The organism is Micromonospora sp. B11E3, assembly GCF_039871625.1.
Lineage (GTDB): Bacteria > Actinomycetota > Actinomycetes > Mycobacteriales > Micromonosporaceae > Micromonospora.
Genome location: NZ_JBDPMC010000070.1, coordinates 1 through 22,538 on the forward strand (window position 1 = coordinate 1; position 22,538 = coordinate 22,538).

20 protein-coding genes, 2 tRNA genes and 1 pseudogene are annotated in these 22,538 nt (G+C 70.7%); 9 read left to right on the plus strand and 14 right to left on the minus strand.

Annotated elements, in window-relative coordinates; genetic code table 11:
* Window positions 1-90 (plus strand): annotated as a pseudogene (locus ABGB16_RS26520) (IS5/IS1182 family transposase); the annotation flags it as partial.
* A 34-nt stretch (window positions 91-124) separates the two neighbouring features.
* Here ABGB16_RS26520 and ABGB16_RS26525 read toward each other — a convergent pair.
* From ABGB16_RS26525 to amcA, 3 genes are read right to left on the minus strand one after another with little or no spacing between them, the layout of a single operon-like run.
* Window positions 125-988, minus strand: coding sequence for a methyltransferase domain-containing protein (locus tag ABGB16_RS26525; protein ID WP_347670810.1), 864 nt, complete (start codon window positions 986-988; stop codon window positions 125-127).
* Window positions 985-1,335, minus strand: coding sequence for a hypothetical protein (locus tag ABGB16_RS26530; RefSeq protein ID WP_347670811.1), 351 nt, complete (start codon window positions 1,333-1,335; stop codon window positions 985-987). The genes ABGB16_RS26525 and ABGB16_RS26530 overlap by 4 nt, the downstream gene beginning before the upstream one ends.
* The gene (gene amcA / locus ABGB16_RS26535) at window positions 1,332-1,463 is read right to left on the minus strand and encodes a multiple cyclophane-containing RiPP AmcA (protein ID WP_347670812.1); all 132 of its coding nucleotides are present in this window, start codon (window positions 1,461-1,463) and stop codon (window positions 1,332-1,334) included. The genes ABGB16_RS26530 and amcA overlap by 4 nt, the downstream gene beginning before the upstream one ends.
* A gap of 411 nt (window positions 1,464-1,874) precedes the next feature.
* On the opposite strand from amcA, the gene ABGB16_RS26540 reads away from it, so the two are divergent.
* The gene (locus ABGB16_RS26540; protein ID WP_347670813.1) at window positions 1,875-3,101 is read left to right on the plus strand and encodes a helix-turn-helix transcriptional regulator; all 1,227 of its coding nucleotides are present in this window, start codon (window positions 1,875-1,877) and stop codon (window positions 3,099-3,101) included.
* Window positions 3,102-3,110: 9 nt separating this feature from the next.
* Here the strand turns inward: ABGB16_RS26540 and ABGB16_RS26545 are convergent, their stop codons facing one another.
* From ABGB16_RS26545 to ABGB16_RS26560, 4 genes are all read right to left on the minus strand, one after another.
* The gene (locus ABGB16_RS26545; protein ID WP_347670814.1) at window positions 3,111-3,785 is read right to left on the minus strand and encodes a YdcF family protein; all 675 of its coding nucleotides are present in this window, start codon (window positions 3,783-3,785) and stop codon (window positions 3,111-3,113) included.
* 22 nt (window positions 3,786-3,807) lie between these two features.
* Window positions 3,808-4,014 (minus strand): hypothetical protein, encoded by a 207-nt coding sequence (locus tag ABGB16_RS26550; protein ID WP_347670815.1) that lies wholly within the window; start codon window positions 4,012-4,014, stop codon window positions 3,808-3,810.
* Window positions 4,015-4,129: 115 nt separating this feature from the next.
* A complete protein-coding gene (locus tag ABGB16_RS26555) occupies window positions 4,130-4,927 on the minus strand; it encodes a DeoR family transcriptional regulator (RefSeq protein ID WP_347670816.1) in 798 nt (265 codons plus the stop codon).
* A gap of 631 nt (window positions 4,928-5,558) precedes the next feature.
* A tRNA-Lys gene (locus ABGB16_RS26560) sits at window positions 5,559-5,631 on the minus strand.
* Window positions 5,632-5,818: 187 nt separating this feature from the next.
* Here ABGB16_RS26560 and ABGB16_RS26565 point away from each other — a divergent pair.
* The 3 genes from ABGB16_RS26565 (at window position 5,819) to ABGB16_RS26575 (ending at window position 9,267) form a co-directional block, all read left to right on the plus strand.
* Entirely contained in the window at window positions 5,819-7,087 is a 1,269-nt protein-coding gene (locus ABGB16_RS26565) for an Ig-like domain-containing protein (protein WP_347670817.1), read from the plus strand.
* 195 nt (window positions 7,088-7,282) lie between these two features.
* A complete protein-coding gene (locus ABGB16_RS26570; protein ID WP_347670818.1) occupies window positions 7,283-8,581 on the plus strand; it encodes an Ig-like domain-containing protein in 1,299 nt (432 codons plus the stop codon).
* Window positions 8,582-8,886: 305 nt separating this feature from the next.
* A complete protein-coding gene (locus ABGB16_RS26575; protein WP_347670819.1) occupies window positions 8,887-9,267 on the plus strand; it encodes a hypothetical protein in 381 nt (126 codons plus the stop codon).
* A gap of 214 nt (window positions 9,268-9,481) precedes the next feature.
* Here ABGB16_RS26575 and ABGB16_RS26580 read toward each other — a convergent pair.
* From ABGB16_RS26580 to ABGB16_RS26605, 6 genes are all read right to left on the minus strand, one after another.
* A tRNA-His gene (locus ABGB16_RS26580) sits at window positions 9,482-9,554 on the minus strand.
* Window positions 9,555-9,784: 230 nt separating this feature from the next.
* Entirely contained in the window at window positions 9,785-10,165 is a 381-nt protein-coding gene (locus ABGB16_RS26585) for a hypothetical protein (protein ID WP_347670820.1), read from the minus strand.
* Window positions 10,166-10,364: 199 nt separating this feature from the next.
* Complete coding sequence (locus ABGB16_RS26590) at window positions 10,365-10,646, minus strand: hypothetical protein (RefSeq protein WP_347670821.1); 282 nt, start codon at window positions 10,644-10,646, stop codon at window positions 10,365-10,367.
* Window positions 10,606-14,700 (minus strand): toxin glutamine deamidase domain-containing protein, encoded by a 4,095-nt coding sequence (locus ABGB16_RS26595; RefSeq protein ID WP_347670822.1) that lies wholly within the window; start codon window positions 14,698-14,700, stop codon window positions 10,606-10,608. The genes ABGB16_RS26590 and ABGB16_RS26595 overlap by 41 nt, the downstream gene beginning before the upstream one ends.
* 18 nt (window positions 14,701-14,718) lie before the next feature.
* Complete coding sequence (locus ABGB16_RS26600; RefSeq protein WP_347670823.1) at window positions 14,719-15,063, minus strand: hypothetical protein; 345 nt, start codon at window positions 15,061-15,063, stop codon at window positions 14,719-14,721.
* Between the two features lie 4 nt (window positions 15,064-15,067).
* Entirely contained in the window at window positions 15,068-15,481 is a 414-nt protein-coding gene (locus ABGB16_RS26605; RefSeq protein ID WP_347670824.1) for a YbaB/EbfC family nucleoid-associated protein, read from the minus strand.
* A 78-nt stretch (window positions 15,482-15,559) separates the two neighbouring features.
* Between ABGB16_RS26605 and ABGB16_RS26610 the strand changes: the two genes are divergently transcribed.
* Window positions 15,560-16,789, plus strand: coding sequence for an SUKH-3 domain-containing protein (locus ABGB16_RS26610; RefSeq protein ID WP_347670825.1), 1,230 nt, complete (start codon window positions 15,560-15,562; stop codon window positions 16,787-16,789).
* Between the two features lie 9 nt (window positions 16,790-16,798).
* Here ABGB16_RS26610 and ABGB16_RS26615 read toward each other — a convergent pair whose 3' ends face one another.
* On the minus strand, window positions 16,799-18,238 hold the full coding sequence (locus ABGB16_RS26615; protein ID WP_347670826.1) for an aldehyde dehydrogenase family protein: 1,440 nt from the start codon (window positions 18,236-18,238) through the stop codon (window positions 16,799-16,801).
* 140 nt (window positions 18,239-18,378) lie between these two features.
* Here ABGB16_RS26615 and ABGB16_RS26620 point away from each other — a divergent pair, with 140 nt between their 5' ends.
* The 3 genes from ABGB16_RS26620 to ABGB16_RS26630 all read left to right on the plus strand — a co-directional run bounded on the left by ABGB16_RS26620 (window position 18,379) and on the right by ABGB16_RS26630 (window position 22,517).
* On the plus strand, window positions 18,379-19,815 hold the full coding sequence (locus ABGB16_RS26620) for a gamma-aminobutyraldehyde dehydrogenase (protein WP_347670827.1): 1,437 nt from the start codon (window positions 18,379-18,381) through the stop codon (window positions 19,813-19,815).
* 3 nt (window positions 19,816-19,818) lie between these two features.
* Complete coding sequence (gabT, locus tag ABGB16_RS26625; RefSeq protein ID WP_347670828.1) at window positions 19,819-21,093, plus strand: 4-aminobutyrate--2-oxoglutarate transaminase; 1,275 nt, start codon at window positions 19,819-19,821, stop codon at window positions 21,091-21,093.
* A gap of 146 nt (window positions 21,094-21,239) precedes the next feature.
* Entirely contained in the window at window positions 21,240-22,517 is a 1,278-nt protein-coding gene (locus tag ABGB16_RS26630) for a GAF domain-containing protein (RefSeq protein ID WP_347670829.1), read from the plus strand.
* Window positions 22,518-22,538 lie beyond the last annotated feature (21 nt).

A 22,538-nucleotide genomic window follows, 5' to 3' on the forward strand; every position in this document is an offset into this window, starting at 1 on the left:
CGCAACGTCAGCCTGTGCCCGTGGAACATCGGCAGGATCACCGCGGCGGCCCTCGTACTCCTGCACATCGAGCACAACCGCACAACCTGATCACCCAACGCCACGACCCGTTACGCGGAAAGGCTCACTCACCTGATCCGTCCAGGGAATCGATGCGGGTGGCCGCGAGGGTGTGCACCTCGAACCGGAGGCCACGGAACGCTGCCCGTTCGGCAGCCCGAAGCGGATACAGCCGCGACAGCAGCACGTCGCGGTGCATCGCGTAGCGGCGCAAGGGGATGTCCAGCTCGCAGACCTGCACAGTGCGGCACTTGTATCCGTTGCGTCGCAGCGTCTGGCGGCTGCGAGGGATGTCGGTCAGGGAGGAATGCGTCAGCAGCAGCGTCCCGCCCGGGGCGAGCAGTTCGTCGAGGCGGGCGAGCAGGACGTCGTACAACGCCCGCCCGTCACTGCCACCGACCAGTGCGGTCTCGATGCCATCGTCAGCGGCGTACACAGAATCGTGCGGGAAGTGCGGAGGGTTGCAGACGACCAGGTCCCACGGTTCGGGGACTGCCAACTCGGCGAGGTCCCCGACGATCGTGGCCACCTGGGCGGGCTGGATGCCGTTGCGGGCCGCGTTGTCGCGGGTCACGTCCGCGCACGCCGGGTTGACGTCCAGCGCGGTCACGTGTGCCGCACCCGCCAAGGCCAGCGCCACCGTGTACAGGCCGGAGCCGCATCCGATGTCCAGGGCGCGGGCGCCCGCCACGGACAGGTCAGGGTCGGCGTTCAGCGCGCTCAACAGCGTGAGCCCCACGTCGGTCGGAAAGAGGACCGGCCCGTCGTCCGGCGTCTCGATCCTGACCCGCCGACCTCGCACCTCAACCTCGGCCGAGACCACGCCGCTGCGGACCGGCCTCACATGGCACAGTGCGTTTGCCGCGCCTGCCGGGATTCTTACCCGGACCGTCTGCGGCGGCGCATTGATGACGTCAGTGCTGTTCATGAAGAGCTCTCCTCATCAAGAGAAGTCCTGGTGGCGGCCCGGTAGGAGCGGGTGTGCCGGGCGGGCCAGCCGAGGAAGCGGTCGAAGACATTGGCTGTGCTGCCGGTGTCGCTGGGGTGGAGGTGGTGCAGATCGTCGATAGCGTCATGCAGGCAGCTGGCCAGGTAGAGGAAGAGGCTGATCAGGCTGTCCCTGTACTCCGCCAGTAGGGCGACCTTCGCCGCGCCGCACGGCCACGGCTGGCCGCACCGGCGGCACAGCCACAGCGGACGTAACGGCAGATGTTCCTGCTCGGACGGCGCCGCGCGATCCGTTCGGACGCGGCGCTGATCCCGATCACCGGTCATCGCCGATCACCGTCCCGGACTTGCCGCTCGAACAGCTGACGCCAGGCATGCGTAAGCAACGGCGGATCAGCCGGGGCCGCAATGTTGTCCGCTGCGCGGAAACCTCCGCGACCAGCTTCTGCCGCCAAGACAAGTCAGCCCTCGCGTGACGCGAGACGTAAATCGTCATGCCGACCTCCCCCAGCAAACAGATGAACGGTGGGCTCGCCGGAACAAGACGAGCCCACCGCCGCACCTCGGCGGCTGAAAGGAGGCCGCCGGTCACCCGCCCGCGCAGCCCCGATGGCGGTACGCAGGCGGGGAAGACGCCGAGACGGATGGGTCCAGGGCGGTCCGACTCGGCCGCCCAGGCCGCGCTTCGGTGCGCCGGTCATCGATCCCTCCATCCGCAGCTCCCGGTCAGGAACCCCTGACACCGGCATCGACACACGCAGGTGGCCTGGGGTGAACTGAACGTAGGGGCGACCTGGATGAGGAACCGGGAAAATCCGTACCGGGTCCGGCGGTCATCGAAGGGCAAGGTGGACGGTGTGCGAGGGATGACAGACGACATGACGATCGGACAGCGCGTCGCCTTCTACCGGCGCCGGCGCGGGCTCTCCCAAGAGGTGCTGGCCGGCCTGGTCGGAAAGACACAGGAGTGGCTACGCAAGGTCGAGACGAACCGCGCCGACCTGGATCGCCTCTCCGTCATCCGCGCGATCGCCAAAGCCCTCGACGTGTCCCTCGGGGACCTGATCGGCGCACCGAGTCTGTTCGAGTGGTCCGACGACTCAGGTCGCGAAACCATTCCCGCATTGCGCGCCGCGCTCCACGACTACCGGCATCTCGCGCCCACGCTGGCCAGCCCGGCCGCCGCCGAGGCCCCCGCCCTACGTGAAATCGAGAGCGACGTCGCCGAGATCTGGACCGCCTACCAGCACTCGCGGTACGGCACCCTCGCCCGCCGCCTGCCCCACCTCATCCACGACTGCCTCACCGCCACGGAGGCTTACGACGGCGACGACGGCCAGCGCGCGCACGCAATGACCGCCTACGCCCACCAACTCGCCGCGCTGTTCCTCACCAAGCTCGGCGAAGGTGACCTCGCATGGACCGCCGCCAGCAGGGGACTGGCCGCGGCCAACGCCAGCGACGACCACGTCGTCATCGGCTCGCTCAGCCGTTCGGCCGCGCACTCCCTCGTCTCCATCGGCGAGTATGCCCAAGCCCGCGGTCTCGCCGCCACGGCGGCTCATTTCCTCGAACCACGGCTGACCCGGCCGACACCACAACTGCTGTCGGTCTACGGCAGCCTGCACCTTGTGTGCGCCCTCGCCGCCGCCCGGGACGACGACCGCGCCTCCGCCGAGACTCACATCATGGAGGCCGACGCCGCAGCGAGCCGGCTCGGCGCGGACGGCAACCACGTCTGGACCGCGTTCGGGCCGACCAACGTGGCGATCCACAAGACGACCGTGGCCATGGAACTCGGCGACGTGCAGCGGGCCATAGCCATCGGCGCCCCGCTCGACACCGCCGCCTTGCCCATCGAACGGCAGGTCCGCCACGCCATCGAAACCGCACGAGCCCTCGCCAGATGGAACCGCATCGACGACGCCCTCGGCGCACTCCTGGACGCGGAGCTCATCGGTCCCGACCAGGTGCGCTACCACCGGCTCTCCCGCGACCTCGTCCGGGACATCCTCACCCGCCCACGACCACCCCGATTGGCCGTCGAACTCAGCGAACGCATGGGCGTCCGATCGGGAGGGCCTCGCTGGTAGCCCCCAGGCTCAGATCAACCGGCTCGTGTAGCCGGCCGCTATCAGGCGCCCGAAGGCCGACCGCACCTCGTCCGGCATCTCCTGCGGGATCGCGAACCCGCGCTCCGCGTACACCTCGATCCGCTGGGTGTCGCCAACGAGCATGTCCACCACCCGCCGCAGATCACCGATGCTGCGCACGTAGTCGTCAAGGTCCAGGGGATTCGACGCACACACGACCTCGACCTCTGGCCAGATCCGCTTACACGTGGCGTAGGCCCGGCGTTGCTGGTACGGCCGCGACATGATCAACACTGACCGCACCTGGATCTCCCGCTCAGCCAGGAGCTGGCGCGAGAACTCCAGGTTCTCTGCCGTGTTCGTCGCACGCGGCTCCACGAGAATCAACTCCGCCGGCACGCCCTGCTCGACCGCGTACTCCCGGTAGTGCACCGCTTCTCCACGCGGGAACCGCTTGACCGTTGTCGGCGCGTTCGCACCGGTGAACACGATCCAGGGATACAGCCCTTCGCGGAACAGGCGCGTCGCGATCACCGCGACGCCGAGGTCATGACTGCCCAGCCCGATCCCCACGTCACATGGCCGCAACTCGTGATGCATATCGTGGTAGCGCCACAGCGTCTCCACGTCCGCCCGAATCTCATCGGGGATCGCTGGGGCGGGCGCGGTCGTATCCCGGTCCATCAGCGCCAGCTAAGCAGGACCGTCACCGGTTCCCCTCGGCGGACCTTCCAAGGGCCGCCAGGCCCGCCCTCGCCACCTCAAGAGGAACGACAGCGGCGACCGGCTCGTCTCGCTCACTCAGGTAGACGACCTGCCCCTCCCGCACGCTCCGCAGCAGCTCAGGCAGCACAGCCGACACCGGGAGGTCATCAGGCGTGGCATAGGTCCGGTCCGCACTGGGTTCCCTCATGCCGCCAGCGTAGGGGTAGGGAGACGGCAAGGCGACGCTGACTCCACGCAAGAAGCCACTGAGCCTGGCCCAGATGAACGCAATGGCGACGACTCAAGCATCCAGCGCAGCGAAATCAGGCGCCGACGTCGATGAGGCGGCGCCTGCCTTCCTCACCAGCCACCCGCCACACCTGATCATCCGGCCAGTGGCGACACAACGAATCTCTCGTGGTCAAGGCGACAGGCGTCCGCAGAGGCTCACGGACCAGGTCGGCCAGCAACTGGTCCTCCCGGTCTGCGTCCTGAGCGATCACCAGCACGCCACCGACCGGCACTACTCGGTCGGCACGCCAATAGCCGGTCAGCAGCCCACCAGGTCCCGACGTCCCCGTCTCATAATCGGCAATCCTGTCGGCGGCTGGGCCATGATCAACGTGCACCAGGAACCGTAGACACTGCCCATCCTCCAGCCAGACGCCGTAGCCGTCGGCCCGCAGGTGCGCCAGGTCGTGCTGGCGCAGCCATGCCGAGGTCTCCATGGTTGCCAGCCACTGGAACAGCTCGCACCGCCCCGGGTTCCGCCGCGACACCTCGACCAACGGCAGGAACAGCAGGGCACCCGCCAAGCTCGGACGCCGCCAGCCCAGTTGCAGAGGCACCGGCCGTCCTGACGCCGCCAGATCGCGGCGGAGCACCTCGACGCCCTCGACCGTGACCTCGTACCACCAGGTATGCGTGCGGTCCTCCTCCGAGCGCCTACGACGTACCAGCCCTGCCTCGTGCAGCCAGGCCAGGTCCCGGTGGGCCGTCAGTCTCGACACGTCACAGACCAACGCCACGTCCAGCGTCGACGTCGAACCGTGCTGCGCCAGGAACGACAGGATCCGCCAGCGCCGTGGCGACAACCGCCGCACGGCCGCATGGTCACCCATCCCCCGATGATCCCTCGACACACCGGCAGTCGGACACACGGTTTCGCCCGCGACGGAGAGTGATCAGTGAACCGACTTCCGGCCCTGTCACGCCGGAACAATCACCGCCAGAACCGACGCGCTCGGCAGCTGTCAGGCGAAGCCCTGTCGCCGCCGTGCGAGCACCCGCGTCTTCAAAACGGGGTTTTGGGGCCGATTTTGGAGATCACTGTTCAAACAATCAGCCGAAGAGCTTAGGCCGAAAGTCGCCATACGGGCAAAACCGACCACCGCTAGTTGATCTCTAGGAACTGGCCGTGCCCCGGTAACGATCATCATGAGAGGGCGGCCCAAGGCCGGGCCTCGCCAACCCAAAGGAGACGCGCCGCCGCGTCGGGGCCGCCACGACGACCATCACCGACAGCGACGCCGAAGCCCCCAACCGCCGGCAGGGCCGGGAGCACCACGGCGGGCCAGAGCGCGCGGGCCTGAGCCAAGCGACCCATGCGTCCACGATCACGGCACCGCGTCCACCGCCGACCGGAACGGTCCCACCGCTCCCGAGCACCCACCGAGCACCCAGCCATCGCCATGAATATAGAAAAGGCTCTGACCCGATGGAGAACCACCAGGTCAGAGCCACTATCACCTGTGCGCCGCCAGGGACTCGAACCCCGAACCCGCGGATTAAGAGTCCGCTGCTCTGCCAGTTGAGCTAGCGGCGCTCGCTGGCAACGGGGAGAACACTAGCACGGCCCTCAGCCCGGGCTCCAATCCGATCCCCGGCTCCCCTCTTCGGTCACGCTTTCCGGGCGTAACCACCTAAATCCGCTGGCGATGGCGGCTGCGGGCGGTACCACATGGGTGCCGTGCGGCACGATGTGCGCCAGGTACGCGAGAACAGAGGTGGGAATGGGCAGGTTCGCGCGGGCCGGGGCGATGGTGGGCGCCCTGACCCTGATGGCGTCGCTGGCACTCACGGGGTGCACGGACGACCAGAAGAAGCCGGAGTTCGTCGGCGGCGCCTCAGCCGGCGGCGGCAGCGCCTCTCCGGAGACAGGGGCGGCGCCTGACGGCGCACCCACGAGCGGTCCGGCGCTCGCGGTCAGCCCCGCGGACGGGTCGCAGAACCGGCCCGTCAGCACGGAGATCTCCGCGGAGATCCCGAACGGCGGCAAGGCGACCGAGGTCACCCTCACCAGCGCGAGTGGCGCCAAGGTCGAGGGGCGGTGGCGCGCCGACGGCACCTCGTGGGTGCCGAACAGCCCCCTGAAGTACGGCACCCGCTACACGGCCACCGTCACCGCGGCCGGTGAGGGTGGCGACGTCCGGCAGGGCACGAGCACGTTCACGACGATGGCCAAGCCGAAGTCGATGATCACCTCGGGGCTCTACCTGTTCAGTGACAGGACGTACGGCGTGGCCATGCCGGTGGTCACCGAGTTCCACCCGGGCATCCCCAAGAAGGATCGGGCCGCCGTGCAGAAGCGGATGTTCGTCCGGACCGACCCGCCGCAGCCGGGGGCCTGGCACTGGGTGGACAACGGTACGCAGGCCTATTACCGGGCGCCGAAGTACTGGAAGCCCGGCACCACGATCACCGTACGGATCGCGCTGGCCGGCATCCCGCTCAGCAACGGCAAGTACGGCAACGTCGACCGGAGCGCCACCGCCAAGATCGGCCGGGCGTTCGAGATGAAGGTCGACAACGCCACCAAGAGGATGACCGTCTACCAGGACGGCAACCTCATCCGCACCATCCCGGTGAGCCTGGGCAAGAAGAGCACCCCGTCCTCCAGCGGCACGATGGTCGTCATGGAGAAGAAGGAGTCGACGGTCTTCGACACCCGGGACGACCCGAACCCGGCCAACCGGTACGTCACGGACATCGAGTTCGCCCAGCGGCTGACCTGGGGCGGCGAGTACATCCACGCGGCGCCCTGGTCGGAGCACGTACAGGGGCGGCAGAACGTCTCGCACGGCTGCGTCAACGTCTCCATGGCGCAGGCGAAGTGGCTGTTCTCCCAGACGAAGATCGGTGACCCCATCACCATCAAGGGGACTGAGCGCAAGCTCGCCCCGGGCAACGGCTGGACGGCCTGGAGCCTGAGCTGGTCGCAGTTCGTCAAGGGCAGCGCGCTGCCGGTGCCGAAGGGCGGCTCCGGTCCGGCCCTGGCCTGACCCGCGCAACGCACAGGGGCGGGGCGCCCGGATCCGGGCGCCCCGCCTCTGCCGTACCCAAGCGGCACCCCGGCTTCTATCCACATTCGGACACCGCGGTCCGCGTGTTTCACTTCACCCCCGGAAACGGGTACCTGTTCCTGTGCGTCAGTGAGAGACGATGAGGAACCGGGGCATCACGACTGCGAGGGAACCATGCGCGCAACCCATGATCGGCTGATCCGGCGCGGAGGTCGCCGGCGCCTGTTCGCGGCGGGCGTGCTCGCCGCCGCGCTGGCGCTCACCTCCGCCTGCACCGACGGCGACGGAGGCAAGTCGCCGGGCTGGCAGGGCGGTGGCGGAGAGGGCACACCGAAGGCGACCGCCACCATCACCGAGCCCGCCGCCGACGCCAAGGACGTGCCGGCGTCCACCGGCATCGCCTTCACCACGAAGGACGCCAAGGACACCACCGTCGAGCTGAAGGACTCCGCCGGCGAGGCCGTCGAGGGCACGCTGTCCACGGACGGCAAGAGCTGGCTGCCCAAGGGCGCCCTGAAGTACGGCGAGACGTACACCGCCACCGTCAGCGCGACCGGCGACGACGGCAAGCCCGCGAGCGCGACCAGCACCTTCACGACCATGGCCAAGCCGACCAAGCAGATCCGGATCAGCAGCTTCCTGGGCGACGGCCAGGTCGTCGGCGTCGGGATGCCGCTGATCGTCAAGTTCAGCCGCGCCATCCCCGAGGACTACCGCGACGACGTGCAGCGCCGGATGACGGTGACCTCCACGCCCGCGCAGGAGGGGATCTGGCACTGGGCCAGCCCCACCGAGATCCGGTACCGGCCGAAGGAGTTCTGGAAGGCCGGCAGCACCATCACGTACCGCGTCCAGGCCGGCGGCCTCCCCCTCGGCAGCGGCTGGTACGGCCGGGCCGACCTGACGGTCGACATCAAGACCGGCCCTGCGCTGATCATGACGGTCGACAACAAGACCAAGCGAATGACGATCACCAAGGACGGCAAGGTGATCAAGACCCTGCCGGTCAGCCTCGGCAAGAAGAGCACCCCGTCGTCCAGCGGCACGATGGTGGTCATCGAGAAGCTGCGAAAGACCGTCTTCGACACCTTCGAGGAACTGGGCCCCGAGGAGGGCTACCGCACGAAGATCGACTACGCCCAGCGGCTCACCTGGGGCGGCGAGTTCATCCACGCCGCCCCGTGGTCGGAGGGGGTGCAGGGCCGCGTCAACGTCTCGCACGGCTGCGTGAACGTCTCGATGAAGGACGGCGCCTGGCTGTTCGACAACACCCGCGTCGGTGACCCGATCACCGTCAAGGGCACCGAGCGCAAGCTCGCCAACGGCAACGGCTGGACCGACTGGAACATGAGCTGGGACGAGTACGTCAAGGGCAGCGCCCTGCCGTACGACCCGGACGCCGCCGCCAGCCCGAGCGCCGAGGCCACCCCCGACGACGCCGGCGAGTCCCCCAGCGCCGAGCCGACCGCCTGACCGACATCCCGTACGCCGAAGGCCCCCTGGAGGGGGCCTTCGTGCGTCGGCCAGCTCGCCCCTCGCCGCCTGACCACCCCCGACGCAGAGCGCCCCCCGCACATCTTCGGCCGGCGGGGGGCGTTTTATCGCACCTCGGACGCAATTTGTATGGAACCTACAAAGGTTCTAGTGGGGTTTGGTGAGCACCCACACCTGATGAACCTGCCAGTAACCCGCACAGTCAAATCCATGCACGATGGTGCGTTCGGGCAGGAAGGACGCAGCCGTGCACAGACAGTGCAGGCGAGTGGAAGGTGTGAAAAATGATCTTCAACTACTTCGCTACCGGCAGGCGCCTCTTCGTTCTGGGCTTGGCGCTGTTGGCGACGATCACATCAGCCTTGGGGGTCTACATGTACGCCTACTTCCGCTTCGTTGGGGAGTACGCCCAGGCAAACCCCTTGGGTCTGCGGGGGCTGACGCTGGTGATAGCGGGGGGTGCGCTTCCCCTGAGCGGGGTCTTCCTGGCAGTCGGCAGGATGCTGGGAGGCAAGGATGGGGTGGCAGCAATCCTCAAGGCACGTAACGACAACCCGGGCATACGGAAGGGCAGCAACAGGGAGGCTGCCGGGCAGGACGACGGCCCGGAGCCGGGCGTCCGCAAGCCGAGGCGCCGCTCAGCACGCCGACGCTTCCGGTCCTGACGCGCTCTCCGTCGGTGGCGGCCCGCCCCGTCCCTGCATGGAGGACGGGGCGGGTCACTGCTGTTCTGGCTATGAGAGCCGTGCAGCCAGGCGGAGGGGATCGCTCGGCGCGAGGAAGGCGGCCGGAGCTGATCTCCCCTACATGCCCCCTATGACACGTCAGGCCCCCTCACCCGAGGGGGCCTGACGTGCTGTGGATGAGATCCACAACCGGGGTGACTGATGGGAATTGAACCCACGACAACCGGGACCACAACCCGGTGCTCTGCCAACTGAGCTACAGCCACCATGCTCTCCGACCGGCATGGCCGGGCGGCGCGGACTAATAATAGCCACACCCCCGCCCTCCCCGTCCACCGGGTTCCCTCGGCCCCGACGACGCCCGAGCCCCCGGATGGTAGATTTTGGTGCGAATCGGCCTTGAGGGGCCGATTCGCACCAGGACCTCGACCAGCGACGGCCGACACGGGGCGCTGGCCGTCCAAGGCAGCGGCGGCGGGGGTACGTCCGGCGGTCGCTAGGACGAGGCGATGGTGGGGTCCGCACCGGGGTCGCCCGCCTGCTGCAACTCCTCCTCGAACATGACGAACGTCCGCCGCCTCAACCCCTTGACAAGGGCATCCTCCTCCGGACTCGGATATCTACGCTCTCGCATCTGCAAGTCGGCAATGGCTTTGATCGTCTCGTAGAGCGCAAATATGGGACCCTCACCGGAAAGGTAGTAACCGCGGTCGTGCTCGACAGTTTGAATGAACTCGTCGCGCGTCAACTGGTCAACGTCGCCCCCTTGCGGGAAGAGTAAAGTGTCGATCAAGTTGTTCACGGGCAGCCAACCGCCGGATTCTTTCGAGAGTCGCCAGGCAGCGACACCTCCGTCCGCCGTTTCCACCAGTTTCACCGGCGCGTCGTAATAACTGAAGAAGCCTGGCAGTGTGAGCCCTCTCGTTGAACTCATCACTCGGACGCCTCTCGAATCAGAAGGTGATGACATTCCAGAACGTTCCCTGCTCTCTGCGCAGCAACCCGTCACGCAGCCTGGCCAAATTCCGCTCTGGCAGCCCGCAGCATCGCCGAGGGTCGAAGGGTGAGGGAGGACCTCAGCGACCCGACTCGAATCGCGCCCTTACATGGTCCTCGCCCGGCATCGCGCCGCCCGTAATCCTTTCAGCAAGGAGCCGGGCCGCCCCCTCCTCCACCTCTTCGTACCGATCGAAATTTCGATAGTCGTCCAAAAACCTGAGGGCCGCGCCTGGATCGTACAGCCATGCACCGCTGCGGTGATTCCAGACCAAGGCATGACCATGAGCCACATCCATGATGAAGATGCCGGCCGCCGGCTCACTCTTGTCCGCGTTCCGATAAACCGCGTAGTATGTCAACACTTTCTTTCTCCAGGCGGATTTCCAACTGGTCGGAGATAGGAAAATCTCTTGAGGTCAGACCTAAACTCGACGTCACCGCAGAGAACGTCTTTCCCTCCCTTTCAAGCCAGTCCAGGTACTCGCGCCACAAATCACGGTTTTCCGCAATCCATTTTGCGAAGGTCGAATCCTTGGCCGGAAATCGCAATGAAAGACCTTCTGGAACCGCCTCTGGCATCCCACACTCACGATTGACAGAGAGCATCTTCAGGTAGGCGGTAACGCGCCGCTGCGCCGACTCGGCGCGCAGGCGGAGAATCTCGTAGACAGCATGAGTGCGGCGCCAAGCCTCACGGGAGGCATCAGTGTGCATCTGCAACTCGAACAGCTGACCAGAAGGCGAGCGCACCGTGCAGTTGAATCCGTAGAACCTGTTGCCACTCCGCCAGAAGTTCTTGCAGGAGGAATCCGGCACGTCGAAGCCGGAAAGGGCCAATTCGTTCAGAATCCACTCCAAGGCCTGGCGATACGAGCCGGGCCCCGGCATGGCGAACGAGAACCGCAGCACATCGTTCACGACACCAGCGAACTCTTCGACGGGCATTCCAACAAAGCCCGCCTCGTCCAAAAACTTGCGACTCAGCGATTCCAAACTCTTAATCCGGAACTCCACGTCACGGAGCTGGATTGGCCTGTCGAGACTGAGGGCTGCGGTCACTCGCCGACCGATGAGCTGCAACCTTGCCTGAACCGCGTCGGCTTCCCGCTGCGCCTTGTCGTAAACGTCCGTCAGCACCTGCCGCTCGTGGGGCGCCAACTGCGTCTGCGCATCAACGACAGGACCCGACTCGGATGGGTACAGACTGTCTTCGGGCAGTCCTGCCGGCTCGGCCAGCGACGGAGCCAGGGTCGGCTCGCCGAGCAGGTACACCCGGTTGACGTACAGTTCCTCATCCGAGGGATCGTCGGGGCCCGGCTGCCACTCGCGGCCCCTGTCCTCGGGCGCAGGCTCCGGCTCGACGAAGTCCTCGAACTGGCTGAACTGCCCCGGCGGCGCGCCCGGCACCGGCATGGGACGGCCGTCCGGGCCGAGGCACAACGCGTCGATATCCGTGACGTTGTGCCTGGCCGTCCAGCCGTTGTGGGTGTAGAGCGGCATGTCCGACACGCTGCCGCTCTGCGGGTCCAGGTAGAGCACGGACCCGTTCTGGTTCAGCGCGACCCAGGCGTGCGAGCCGCCACCCTCGTACGCGGTGACCAGGAACGCGTAGCTGCCGTGACCGCCGGCCCGCAGCTGGGCCTCGATGGTTCCGAACCCCCTGTTGACCGCCTTGCAGGTATCGCCCGGCGACCGGGCTGGGGCGTACTTGGCCAACTGCTGGAAGCGTCCGCCGGTGACCGCCTCCACGCGGCCCGGGCCGCCGATCTCACCCCCGAGTGGCCTGGTGATGTCCCCCTCGGCGTACGAGTCGAAGGTGCGGGGCGCGGAGACCCGGGGACGGCCGTGCACCCAGGTCTCGTACAGCGACAGGGTGCAGTCCAGGCAGTTGATCGCGCGGGTGGCGTCGGCGCTCGGACCGCCGTCGTTGGCCAGCCGGAACCAGCCGCCCCGCCGGGGATCGGCGGTCCGGAGGATCCGTCCGGCGGCGTCGCGGGGCATCGCCCGTTCGAGGTCGGACTGGTGCAGCGCCAGCGGCGGCCGCAGGCCGCCCCACTCCCCGTACCTGCGGGACCGGTCGATCGGCGGCGGATCGTCGTCACCCGTCAGCGCGGACGGGCCGCCGGGCTCCACCGTGGCGACGACGAGGGAGGGGTCGTCGGTGTTGATCCGCGAGAAGTCGTCCCAGTTGTCAATCTTGACGACCGGCGGGGCCACCCTGCCCTCCAGGACGGCGTCGGCCAGGTCCGTCTGCCGGTAGGACTCCCGCTCCCGCTCCCGGCCGCCCAGGACGAACTCGTCGGCGGCGCGGGTACGGCCTGCCTTTGCCAGGCTGTGCGCCTGGCCGATCAGCCAGCGAGCCTGCTTGTAGTAGTACTCGGCCTCCTTGCGGAGTTCCGTCGCGAGGTGGCGGCGGCGCTTGTCCTCGAACCACGCCCGCTGCCGCTCGAAGTAGTCCCGGTACCGGCGCCGGTCGAACGCCTCACGGTCGGCCGCCCACTTCGCCGCCCACCACTCGGGGGAGCGCGGCAGCGGGACGGCAGAGTCGGCGGACTCCGCAGAAGGCTGGGGCGTGGCCGGTCGCGGGTTCGGGTTCAGCGCCTCGAGCTTCGGAAACCGCGGCGGCACCGGCTCGCCCCTCGGGCCGGGCACGGGCTGCCCCGCCGACCCACTCGTGCTGAGCGGAGAGATCGGCGCAGACGCGGCCGTGCTTGGAACGGACGCCAAGGGAGACGCCGCCGAGGCATGCACAGTCCGCGCGCCGCTCGACGCCGTGCCGGCGGAAGGCCCACCGGCACCGGCTTCGACGCCGCCGGCGACCGGCCCCACGCCACTGGTGCCGGTCCCGACGCTGCCGGCGACCGACGCATTGGCACCGGCGAGCGGCCCCGTGCCGCCGACAACTGCCCCGGTGCCGGCGTCCGCTCCTCGGCCCGCAAGCTGCGCGACGTCTCCTGCTGCCAGCGACGAGAGAGCCGAGCGGGGGGCCTCGGTCACGGCAGGCGCCGCCTGGATGTCGACGGCGGACAGCACCGGCGACGACTCGAACAGACGCGCGTCGACCGGCGCTGACGACGCGGCGGCCCCGTCCCCGACGGTCGGCCCCGACAAGGGCTGCGGGCCCCCGCCGGCGTGGTCGAGCGAAGGCTTCCCGTCCGCCGCCTGCGACGAGCCGAGCCCCTGGTCGGCGCCACCGGCCCCGGCATGCACCGCGTCGGTGGGCGTCCGCCCGTCGTCGCGCCCCGGCGGGCTGCCGCTCCCGGACGCATCCAGCCCGGCGTACGCGGTATCGACGCGCTCCTGAGCCGACGGTGCCGGGGCGACGGCGGCATCCGGCGGGACGGCGAGGTCCGGCGGGACGGGGAGGTCCGGCGGGGCGAGGGGCGCCCCGGCGAGGGCGGCCATCCGCGCGTCGAGCCTGGCGTGCAGCGCCACGTCGGCCTGGCCGGTGGCCGACCCGGTCGCACCCGACGCCGCCGCCCGGGCCGCGTCCTCCAGCGAGACCAGGCCCTGACCCGTGGCGAGGCCGGCGGCCTGCTCCGCGATCACCTCGCCGCTCATCTCCCGGCCGAAGTGCTCGCCCATCCGCGCCGCCCGCCCGGTGGCGTGCCGGCCGAGGCCCGCCAACGGCGCCGCCGCTCCGCCGGCCGCACCGCCCAGGGCCGACATACCGATGTCCGTCACGTCCAGGCCGTGGCGACGACCGGTGGAGTTCTGGTACGCCTGCGTGGCGAGCGTCACCCCGGACTCCTGGGCCGCCTCCTCCAGTCCGCCAAGCGCCGCCTTCCGGGCCAGGCCCCGCATGCCACGCTCGGCCACCTGCTTGGCGGCGCGCTCGCCGGCCTCCTTCAGCCCCCGCCTGAGCGACTTGCGGGCCAACTGCGCCATCAGCCGCTTGAAGATCTGCTGGACGACGACACGCGTGGCGGCGATGGCGGCGCCGGCAGCGGGCGAGGCTGCCCCAGCGGTGAGCACGGCCGCCACCGCGAGCGCGAGCAACTCGACGACCAGGATGCCCAGCTCGATCCAGACCTCGAGCTTCGCGCCCTCGATGTCACAGCCGCACTCCTCGACCAGCCGGCCGAGGTCGGTGCTGACGGCGAGCAGGACCGGCAGGGGCGCCTCGTCGCCCTCGGCCACCCGACGCCAGGCCGCGTCGAACGCCTCGGCGACCGCCCCGACACCGCCGAACCCGCCGCGCACCTCGCCGACGGCGGCGATCGCGTCATCGCGCGGGCCCGCCAGGGCGGCGGCCACGTCGTACCACTGGTCGGCGAGGTCCCAGACCGCGCGCTCGTTGCCCTCCGGCCACTCCACCCCGACCACCCAGTCGAGGGCCTCGTAGACCCAACCGGGCAGTTCCCAGGGCGAGTAGTCGAGCGGATGCGGGATCGGGCTCGGGAGCAGGCTCACGGGCGTCCTCGGCGGTCGTCAGTGCCCGGCGGGCCGCTGGTCGGCGACCCGGCCGAGCCGGCCGGCGCTCCGCGCGTCCGCCTGCAGGGCGTTGTCCACCGACCGCACCACGTCCGTGCCGAGGTGCTCGATCGCCCGACCGACGCCCGACCAGGCCCGCAGCAGCGTCTCCTCGAACCCCCGGTACTGCTTCTCGAACGCCGCGCCGATGTCGTCCCGGCCCCACGGCCGGGCCGCGCTGGCCGCCGCGATGGCCCCGCCCACCTGCCCGCGCCGGGCGGTGAGCGCCTCGCCGGCCAGGCTCAGGTCGGTGCCGCCCCGCCGGGCACGGCCCGGGTCGAGCCAGAGCTGCCCCTCGGTCATGGCGTCACTCCCCCCGCCGCATGACCGCGTCGGCCCGCCCCAGCAGGGCGCCGAAGTCTCCGGTGCGAAGGAACTCCGCCGAGCCCGACCCGGCCGGCAGGTAGCCCGCGACCAGCTCCTGGGTGGCCGTGACCGCGGCGGCGGTGGCCCGGTGCACAGTGGACGTGATCTTCCGGCTCAGCGCCTTGGCGTCCCGTTCCTGGAAGACGGACGGCTCGACGTCGACCGAGATGAGTTCGCCGCGGGCCCCCACCACGGCGGTGACCTGCCCGTCGTCGGAGCGTTCGGTGACGCGCAACTGTGCGAGCCGGGTCTGGAGTTCGTCCAGTCCGGAGCGCAGCTGTCGATACTGCCCGAACACCTCGTCGAACCGGGCCCGCAGCGCCCGGTTGGCGTCCCGGTCCGCCCTCTCGACCACGCCACCCTCCCGTCACCGTCAGTACGGCAGACCATACCCGGCGCCACGGATTCCGTGGGGTCCGGTAACTTCAGGTGGGTGATCGATCGTCGCCAGGCCGAACAGCTCGCCACCGTCTGGGCCCAGCGGGACTCGCAGCGCCTCGGGCGCGAGTGCGCCCCGTTGGTCGAGGAGTTCGACCTGGGGTACCTGATCACATCCACTGTGGCCGCCGCGGCCGCCGTGCCGCCCGGCGACCTGCCCACCGTGGTCGTGGACAAGGAGACCGGCGAGGTCTCCAGCTGGCCGCGGCTGCCGTTCCCGGCGGTGCGCGAGATGTACCGGCGCAGCCGTCCGGCGCAGCCCGTGCCGCGCACGGTGGACCCGGCGAGTCAACTGCTCCGCGAGGTGCGGCGGCTGCCCACGCCCGGCGTCGCCGCCCACCTGACGGTGGAGGGCCACGTGTACGTCGGCCGGGGCGCGAAGGGCGACGTCGAGCTGCGGCACCACCCGCTGGTCCGCGCCCACCTCGACTCGCTGCCCCCCGGCCGCCTGGCGCGCGGCGGGGACCGGCACGCGGAGGTGGTCGTCGTGTCGGACGTGCTGCACGCGTACGACCACCGCCGGGCGGCCGACGGCCAGCCGCCGCTGACGCTGGACGACGCGCGCGCCCTCTTCGAGACCTCGCGGCTGGAGGTCTACCGGGTACGCGAGCCCGGCGACCCGGCGGGCGGCCCGGCCGAGCGGCCCTGCGACTCCTGCGTGAACTTTTTGGTGTACTTCCACGCCCTGCACTGGACCGACCTGGCGTACACGGAGGTGATGCGTCCGCGCCCGCTGCCCCCGGTCCACCCCGGCCGGTTCCCCGAGGAGGTGGGCCACGCGCTGATGGACGGTGGTTGGGAGGACACGAACCTGAACGCGGGCATGGCCGCGGGGGCCATCGAGGAGACCTGCGCCGTGACCAGCCGCCTGCACCGGCACGAGCCCTTCCCCGCCGCCGAGGCCGCGTTGACCGCGTTCCCGGCGGTCTTCCCTCGCCGGCGGGGCCCCGGCCGCCAGGTCTGGATCAGCCGCTTCCACACCGACCCCACAGAGTCGGCGCATTCAGCCGACACGCTGGCCGACTTCGGCACCCTCCTGGGCACGCGCCTGTTCCCGATCGGCGGGGAGGGCCGGGACAGCATCTTCGCGGTGGACGAGCACGGCCGCGTCTTCGCGCTGGACCAGGCCGGCGAGTGGTTCCTCGGCGAGGACATCGACGCCGCCCTGACCACCCTGCTGCTCGGCCTGGCCCCGCCCCGCGTACGCGACGACGGCACCTGGTGAGTGCCGCCGTCAGAGCTCCAGGCCGGTGAGGACCATGACCCGCGGCTCGGTGTAGTCGTCCATCGCGCTGCGCAGGCCCTCGCGCCCGACGCCGCTGCCCTTCACGCCCCCGTACGGCATCTGGTCGGTCCGGTACGACGGCACGTCCCCGATGATCACCCCGCCCACCTGCAGCGCCCGGTGGGCGGCGAACGCCACGTCCAGCCGGTGGGTGAACACGCCGGCCTGCAGCCCGTACGCCGAGTCGTTCACGGCGACGAAGGCGGCCCTGTCGCTCTCGACGGGGGCGACCACCAGCACCGGCCCGAACACCTCCTCGGCGTAGACCTTGGCGTCGCCGGGCACTCCGCTCAGCACCGTCGGCGGGTAGGTCGCGCCGTCGCGCCGCCCGCCGACCTCGATCGTCGCCCCCGCCGTCACCGCCTCGTCGACCCACGCCTCGACGCGCTCGGCGGCCTCGACGGAAACCAGCGGCCCGACGTCGGTGTGCTCGTCGGACGGGTCGCCGCCGCGCAGCGCCTGCACCGACGCGACCAGCCGGGGCAGGAAACCGTCGTACAGCCACTCGTGCACGTACACGCGCTGGACCGCGATGCACGACTGCCCGGCCTGGTAGTTGGAGAACGTCGCGATGCGGTGGGCCGCGAAGGTGAGGTCCTCGTCGGACGCCCAGTCCTCGCAGATCACCGCCGCCGCGTTGCCGCCCAGCTCCAGGGTGACGTGTTTCTCGGGCACCGACCGGCGGATGGCCGCGCCGACCGACCCGGAGCCGGTGAACGACACCACGGGCAGCCGGGGGTCGGCCACCAGCTCGGCGGCCCGCTCGTTGGGCAGCGGCAGCACCGAGAACATGCCCTCGGGCAGGTCGGTCTCGGCCAGGAGCTCGCCGAGCAGCAGCGCCGACAGGGGCGTCGCCGGGGCCGGTTTCACGACGATCGGGGCGCCGACCGCGATCGCCGGGGCGACCTTGTGCGCGACCAGGTTCAGCGGGAAGTTGAACGGCGCGATCCCCAGCACGGGGCCACGGGGCACCCGCCGCACGACCGCGATCCGCCCGGTCGAGGCCGGGTCGGTGTCGAGGCGCTGCAGCTCGCCGGAGAACCGCCGGGCCTCCTCCGCCGCCCAGCGGAACGTGGACACCGCCCGTCCCACCTCGGCCCGCGCCCACTTGATCGGCTTGCCGTTCTCGGCGGTGATCAGCCGGGCCACCTCCTCGGCCCGCTCGCCGAGCCGCCGGGACACGTGGTCCAGGGCCGCCGCGCGGGCGTGCGCGGGCAGGGCCGCGGCCTGGTCGGCCACGCCGGCCGCCGCAGCGACCGCGGCCTCGACCTGGTCGGCCGTGGCGAGGGTGGTACGCCCCACCGTCCCGCCGTCGTACGGATGGGTGACGGTCAGCTCGCCCTCGCCGTGTGCGGGGCGGCCGGCGACGAAGAAGGCTCTCGGCTCCACACCTCCGCAGCCTAGACGACGCACACCTACACGGAAACGGTCGTGCAAGCCCTTGTCTGCCTCGGATTCAGTAGTCAAGATGGCAATCAGACTTCGATAACCTCCGCCGACCTCATCCCGGCCACCCTCACGGAGATCCAATGAGTGACCAGCACCAGCTGCGCAACTTCGTCAAGGGCGAATACGTCGCCCCGGTGGACGGCGGGTACGCCGACCTGATCGACCCGTGCACCGGCGAGGTGTTCGCCCAGGCGCCCGTCTCCGGGGCGGCGGACGTGGACGCGGCCATGCGCGCGGCCGCCGCCGCGTTCGAGAGCTGGCGGGATGCCACGCCCGCCGAGCGGCAGAAGGCGCTGCTGCGGATCGCCGACGCGGTCGAGTCCCGGGCGGCCGAGCTGGTCGACGCGGAGGTGCGCAACACGGGCAAGCCGCGTCAGCTCACCGCCGAGGAGGAGCTGCCACCCGCGGTCGACCAGCTCCGCTTCTTCGCCGGCGCGGCCCGGCTGCTGGAGGGACGCTCGGCCGGCGAGTACATGCGGGGGCACACCTCGTACGTGCGGCGCGAGCCGATCGGCGTCTGCGCGCAGGTCACCCCGTGGAACTACCCCCTGATGATGGCGGTCTGGAAGATCGCCCCGGCGCTCGCGGCAGGCAACACGGTGGTGCTCAAGCCGTCGGACACCACGCCGGTGTCGACGCTGCTGCTGGCCGAGATCGCCGCGGAGTTCCTCCCGCCGGGGGTGTTCAACGTGGTCTGCGGCGACCGGGACACCGGTCGTACCCTCGTGGCGCACCCGACCCCGCAGCTGGTGTCGATCACCGGCTCGACCCGCGCGGGCATGGAGGTCGCCTCCGCCGCCGCGCCGGACCTCAAGCGGACCCACCTGGAGCTGGGCGGCAAGGCCCCGGTGGTGGTCTTCGACGACGCGGACGTGGCGGCGGCGGCGGAGGCCATCGCGGTGGGCGGCTACTTCAACGCCGGCCAGGACTGCACGGCGGCGACCCGGGTGCTCGTCGGCCCGGGCGCGCACGACGACTTCGTGGCCGCCCTCGCCGAGCAGGCCCGCAACACGAGGACGGGCGCGCCGGACGACGAGGACGTCCTGTACGGCCCGCTGAACAACGCCAACCAGTTGGCCCGGGTCAGCGGCTTCGTCGACCGGTTGCCCGACCACGCGGAGATCCGGACCGGCGGCTCGCGGCTCGGCGAGCGCGGGTACTTCTTCGCCCCGACCGTGGTCTCCGGCGTCCGGCAGGGCGACGAGATCGTCCAGGACGAGGTGTTCGGCCCGGTCATCACGGTGCAGCGGTTCTCCGCCGAGGACGAGGCGGTGCGCTGGGCAAACGGTGTCGACTACGGCCTGTCCGCCTCGGTGTGGACGCGCGACCACGGCCGGGCGATGCGGATGACCCGCCGGCTGGACTTCGGCTGCGTCTGGGTGAACACCCACATCCCGCTCGTCGCCGAGATGCCGCACGGCGGATTCAAGTACTCCGGGCACGGCAAGGACCTGTCGGCCTACAGCCTGGAGGACTACACCCGGATCAAGCACGTCATGCACAACATCGAGGGCTGACCTATGCGCGCATCCTCGGAGGAACTGCACAAGCGGCGGGGCGCCGCCGTCGCGCGGGGCGTCGGCAGCGTCGTGTCCGCGTACGTGGACCGGGCGGGCGGCGGCACCATCACCGACGTCGACGGGCGGGAGTGGATCGACTTCGCCTCCGGCATCGCCGTGACCAACGTGGGCAACTCCGCCCCCCGCGTCGTCGAGGCGGTACGCGCCCAGGTCGAGCGCTTCACCCACACCTGCTTCATGGTCGCCCCGTACGAGTCGTACGTGGCGGTGTGCGAGCAGCTCAACGCGCTGACGCCGGGGAGCTTCGAGAAGCGCTCGGCGCTGTTCAACTCCGGCGCGGAGGCGGTGGAGAACGCCGTGAAGATCGCCCGGCACGCGACGGGACGGCCGGCGGTGGTGGTGTTCGACCACGCGTACCACGGCCGGACCAACCTGACCATGGCGCTGACGGCGAAGAACATGCCGTACAAGCACCGGTTCGGGCCGTTCGCCGGGGAGGTCTACCGGGTGCCGATGTCGTACCCGCTGCGCGACGGCGGCCTGTCCGGGCCGGAGGCGGCGGCGCGGGCCATCGAGACGGTCGAGAAGCAGGTCGGGGCGGAGAACGTCGCCGCGCTGATCGTCGAGCCGATCCAGGGCGAGGGCGGCTTCGTCGTACCGGCCGAGGGGTTCCTGCCCGCGCTGCGCGAGTGGGCGACGGCGGCCGGGGTGGTCTTCGTCGCCGACGAGATCCAGACCGGCTTCTGCCGGACCGGGGACTGGTTCGCCTGCGAGCACGAGGGCGTGGTGCCGGACCTGGTCACCCTGGCGAAGGGCATCGCGGGCGGCCTGCCGCTGGCCGCGGTGACCGGCCGGGCCGACCTGATGGACGCGGTGCACGTGGGCGGCCTCGGCGGCACGTACGGCGGCAACCCGATCGCCTGCGCGGCGGCGCTGGCCGCCATCGAGACCATGCACGAGCTGGACCTGGCCGCCGCCGCCCGCCGGATCGGGGCGACGATGCAGGCCAGCCTGCGCGAGATCGCCGCCCGTGACCCGCGCGTCGCCGAGGTACGCGGCCGGGGCGCGATGCAAGCCGTGGAGCTGGTCCAGCCGGGCACCCTGACCCCGGACCCGGCCGCGGCGGCGGCGGTCTCGGCGGCCTGCCACGCCGCCGGCCTGCTCACCCTGACCTGCGGCACGTACGGCAACGTGCTGCGCTTCCTGCCTCCGCTGGTCATCTCCGACGACGAGCTGTCCCGGGGCCTGGACATCCTGGACGCGGCGTTCGGCTGACCCCCCGGTCAACCCGAGTTTGTGGCGCACCGTTCGTCGGTGGGTAGGCCGCGCGCCGCCTCCTCGGTCAGCTCCGAGGGCCCTTCCTTGTCGCGGCTTGGCGGATCGGGGTGAGGTGGGTCACCATGGGCGGGAGGAGGTCGGTGGTGGCTGACCCGTGGCTCGCCCTGGAATTCGGTGCCGATCCGGCGGAGCGGATCGCGCAGGTCGGTGCTGCTCACGAAGCGTTCCTCGCCCGCGGTAAGGCGCCGGAGCGCGTCCGCGAGGTGGTCCGGCGGTCCTGGGAGCGGTCCGCATTACTCGACCCGGAGGCCACCGCCCCGGTCGACCTCACCGACGACGCGCTGGAGAGCTACCGGGCGGCGCACCCCCTCGCGCGGGTGCTGCCGCTCTTCCGCGACCTGCTCGGCGGCATCGCCGTCGACGGCGCGCACCTGATGGCGGTCTGCGACGCGGACGGGCGGCTGCTCTGGGTGGAGGGCCATCCAGGGGTGCTCCGGCACGCCGAGCGGATGAACTTCGTGCCCGGCGCCCGCTGGGACGAGACCCACGCCGGCACCAACGCTCCCGGCACCGCCCTCGCCGTCAACCACAGTGTGCAGATCTTCGCAACCGAGCACTTCGTCCGGCCGGTACAGCGCTGGACCTGCGCCGCCGCCCCGATCCACGACCCGGCCACCGGCCGGCTGCTCGGCGCGGTCGACATCACCGGCGGCGACCACCTGGCCAACCCGCAGAGCCTCGCCCTGGTCCGGGCCACCGCCCGGGCCGCCGAGGCGTTCCTGGCCAACACCGCACCGGCCGAACCCGGCGTGGTGCACGTCGCCGCGCTCGGCCGCGACGAGGCGGAGCTGCGCGTGGGCGGCCGGCGCATCCGGCTCGGCCGGCGGCACAGCGAGCTGCTGGTGCTGCTGGTCGACCACCCCGAGGGGCGCACCGGCGAACAACTCGGCCTCGACCTCTACGGCGACGACCGGCTGCGCCCGGTCACCCTGCGCGCCGAACTGTCCCGGCTGCGCCGGGCGCTCGGCGAGGAGCTGCTCGACTCCCGCCCGTACCGGCTGCGGCCGACCGTGCGGGCGGACTTCCGCACCGTCACGGAGCTGCTGCAACGCGGTGATCCGGCGGGGGCGCTGCGGGCGTACCCCGGGCCGTTGCTGCCCGGGTCGGACGCGCCGGGAGTGGCACGCCTGCGCCGGCTGGTCGACGGGCAGCTCCGCGCGGCCGTGCTGGCCGGCGCGGACCCGGCGCTGCTCGCGGCCTGGACCGCGACGCCTGCCGGCGCCGACGATCTCACCGCCTGGCAGGCCCTGGCGCGGGCGCTGCCGCCGGGCGCGCCCCGCCGGCCGCTCGCCGTCGCGCGGGCCCGCCAGCTCGCCGAGGAGTACGACCTGCCGCGCGCAACGTCCCTGCAACGTCGCTGAAACTAACGTCCCCCGCCATCC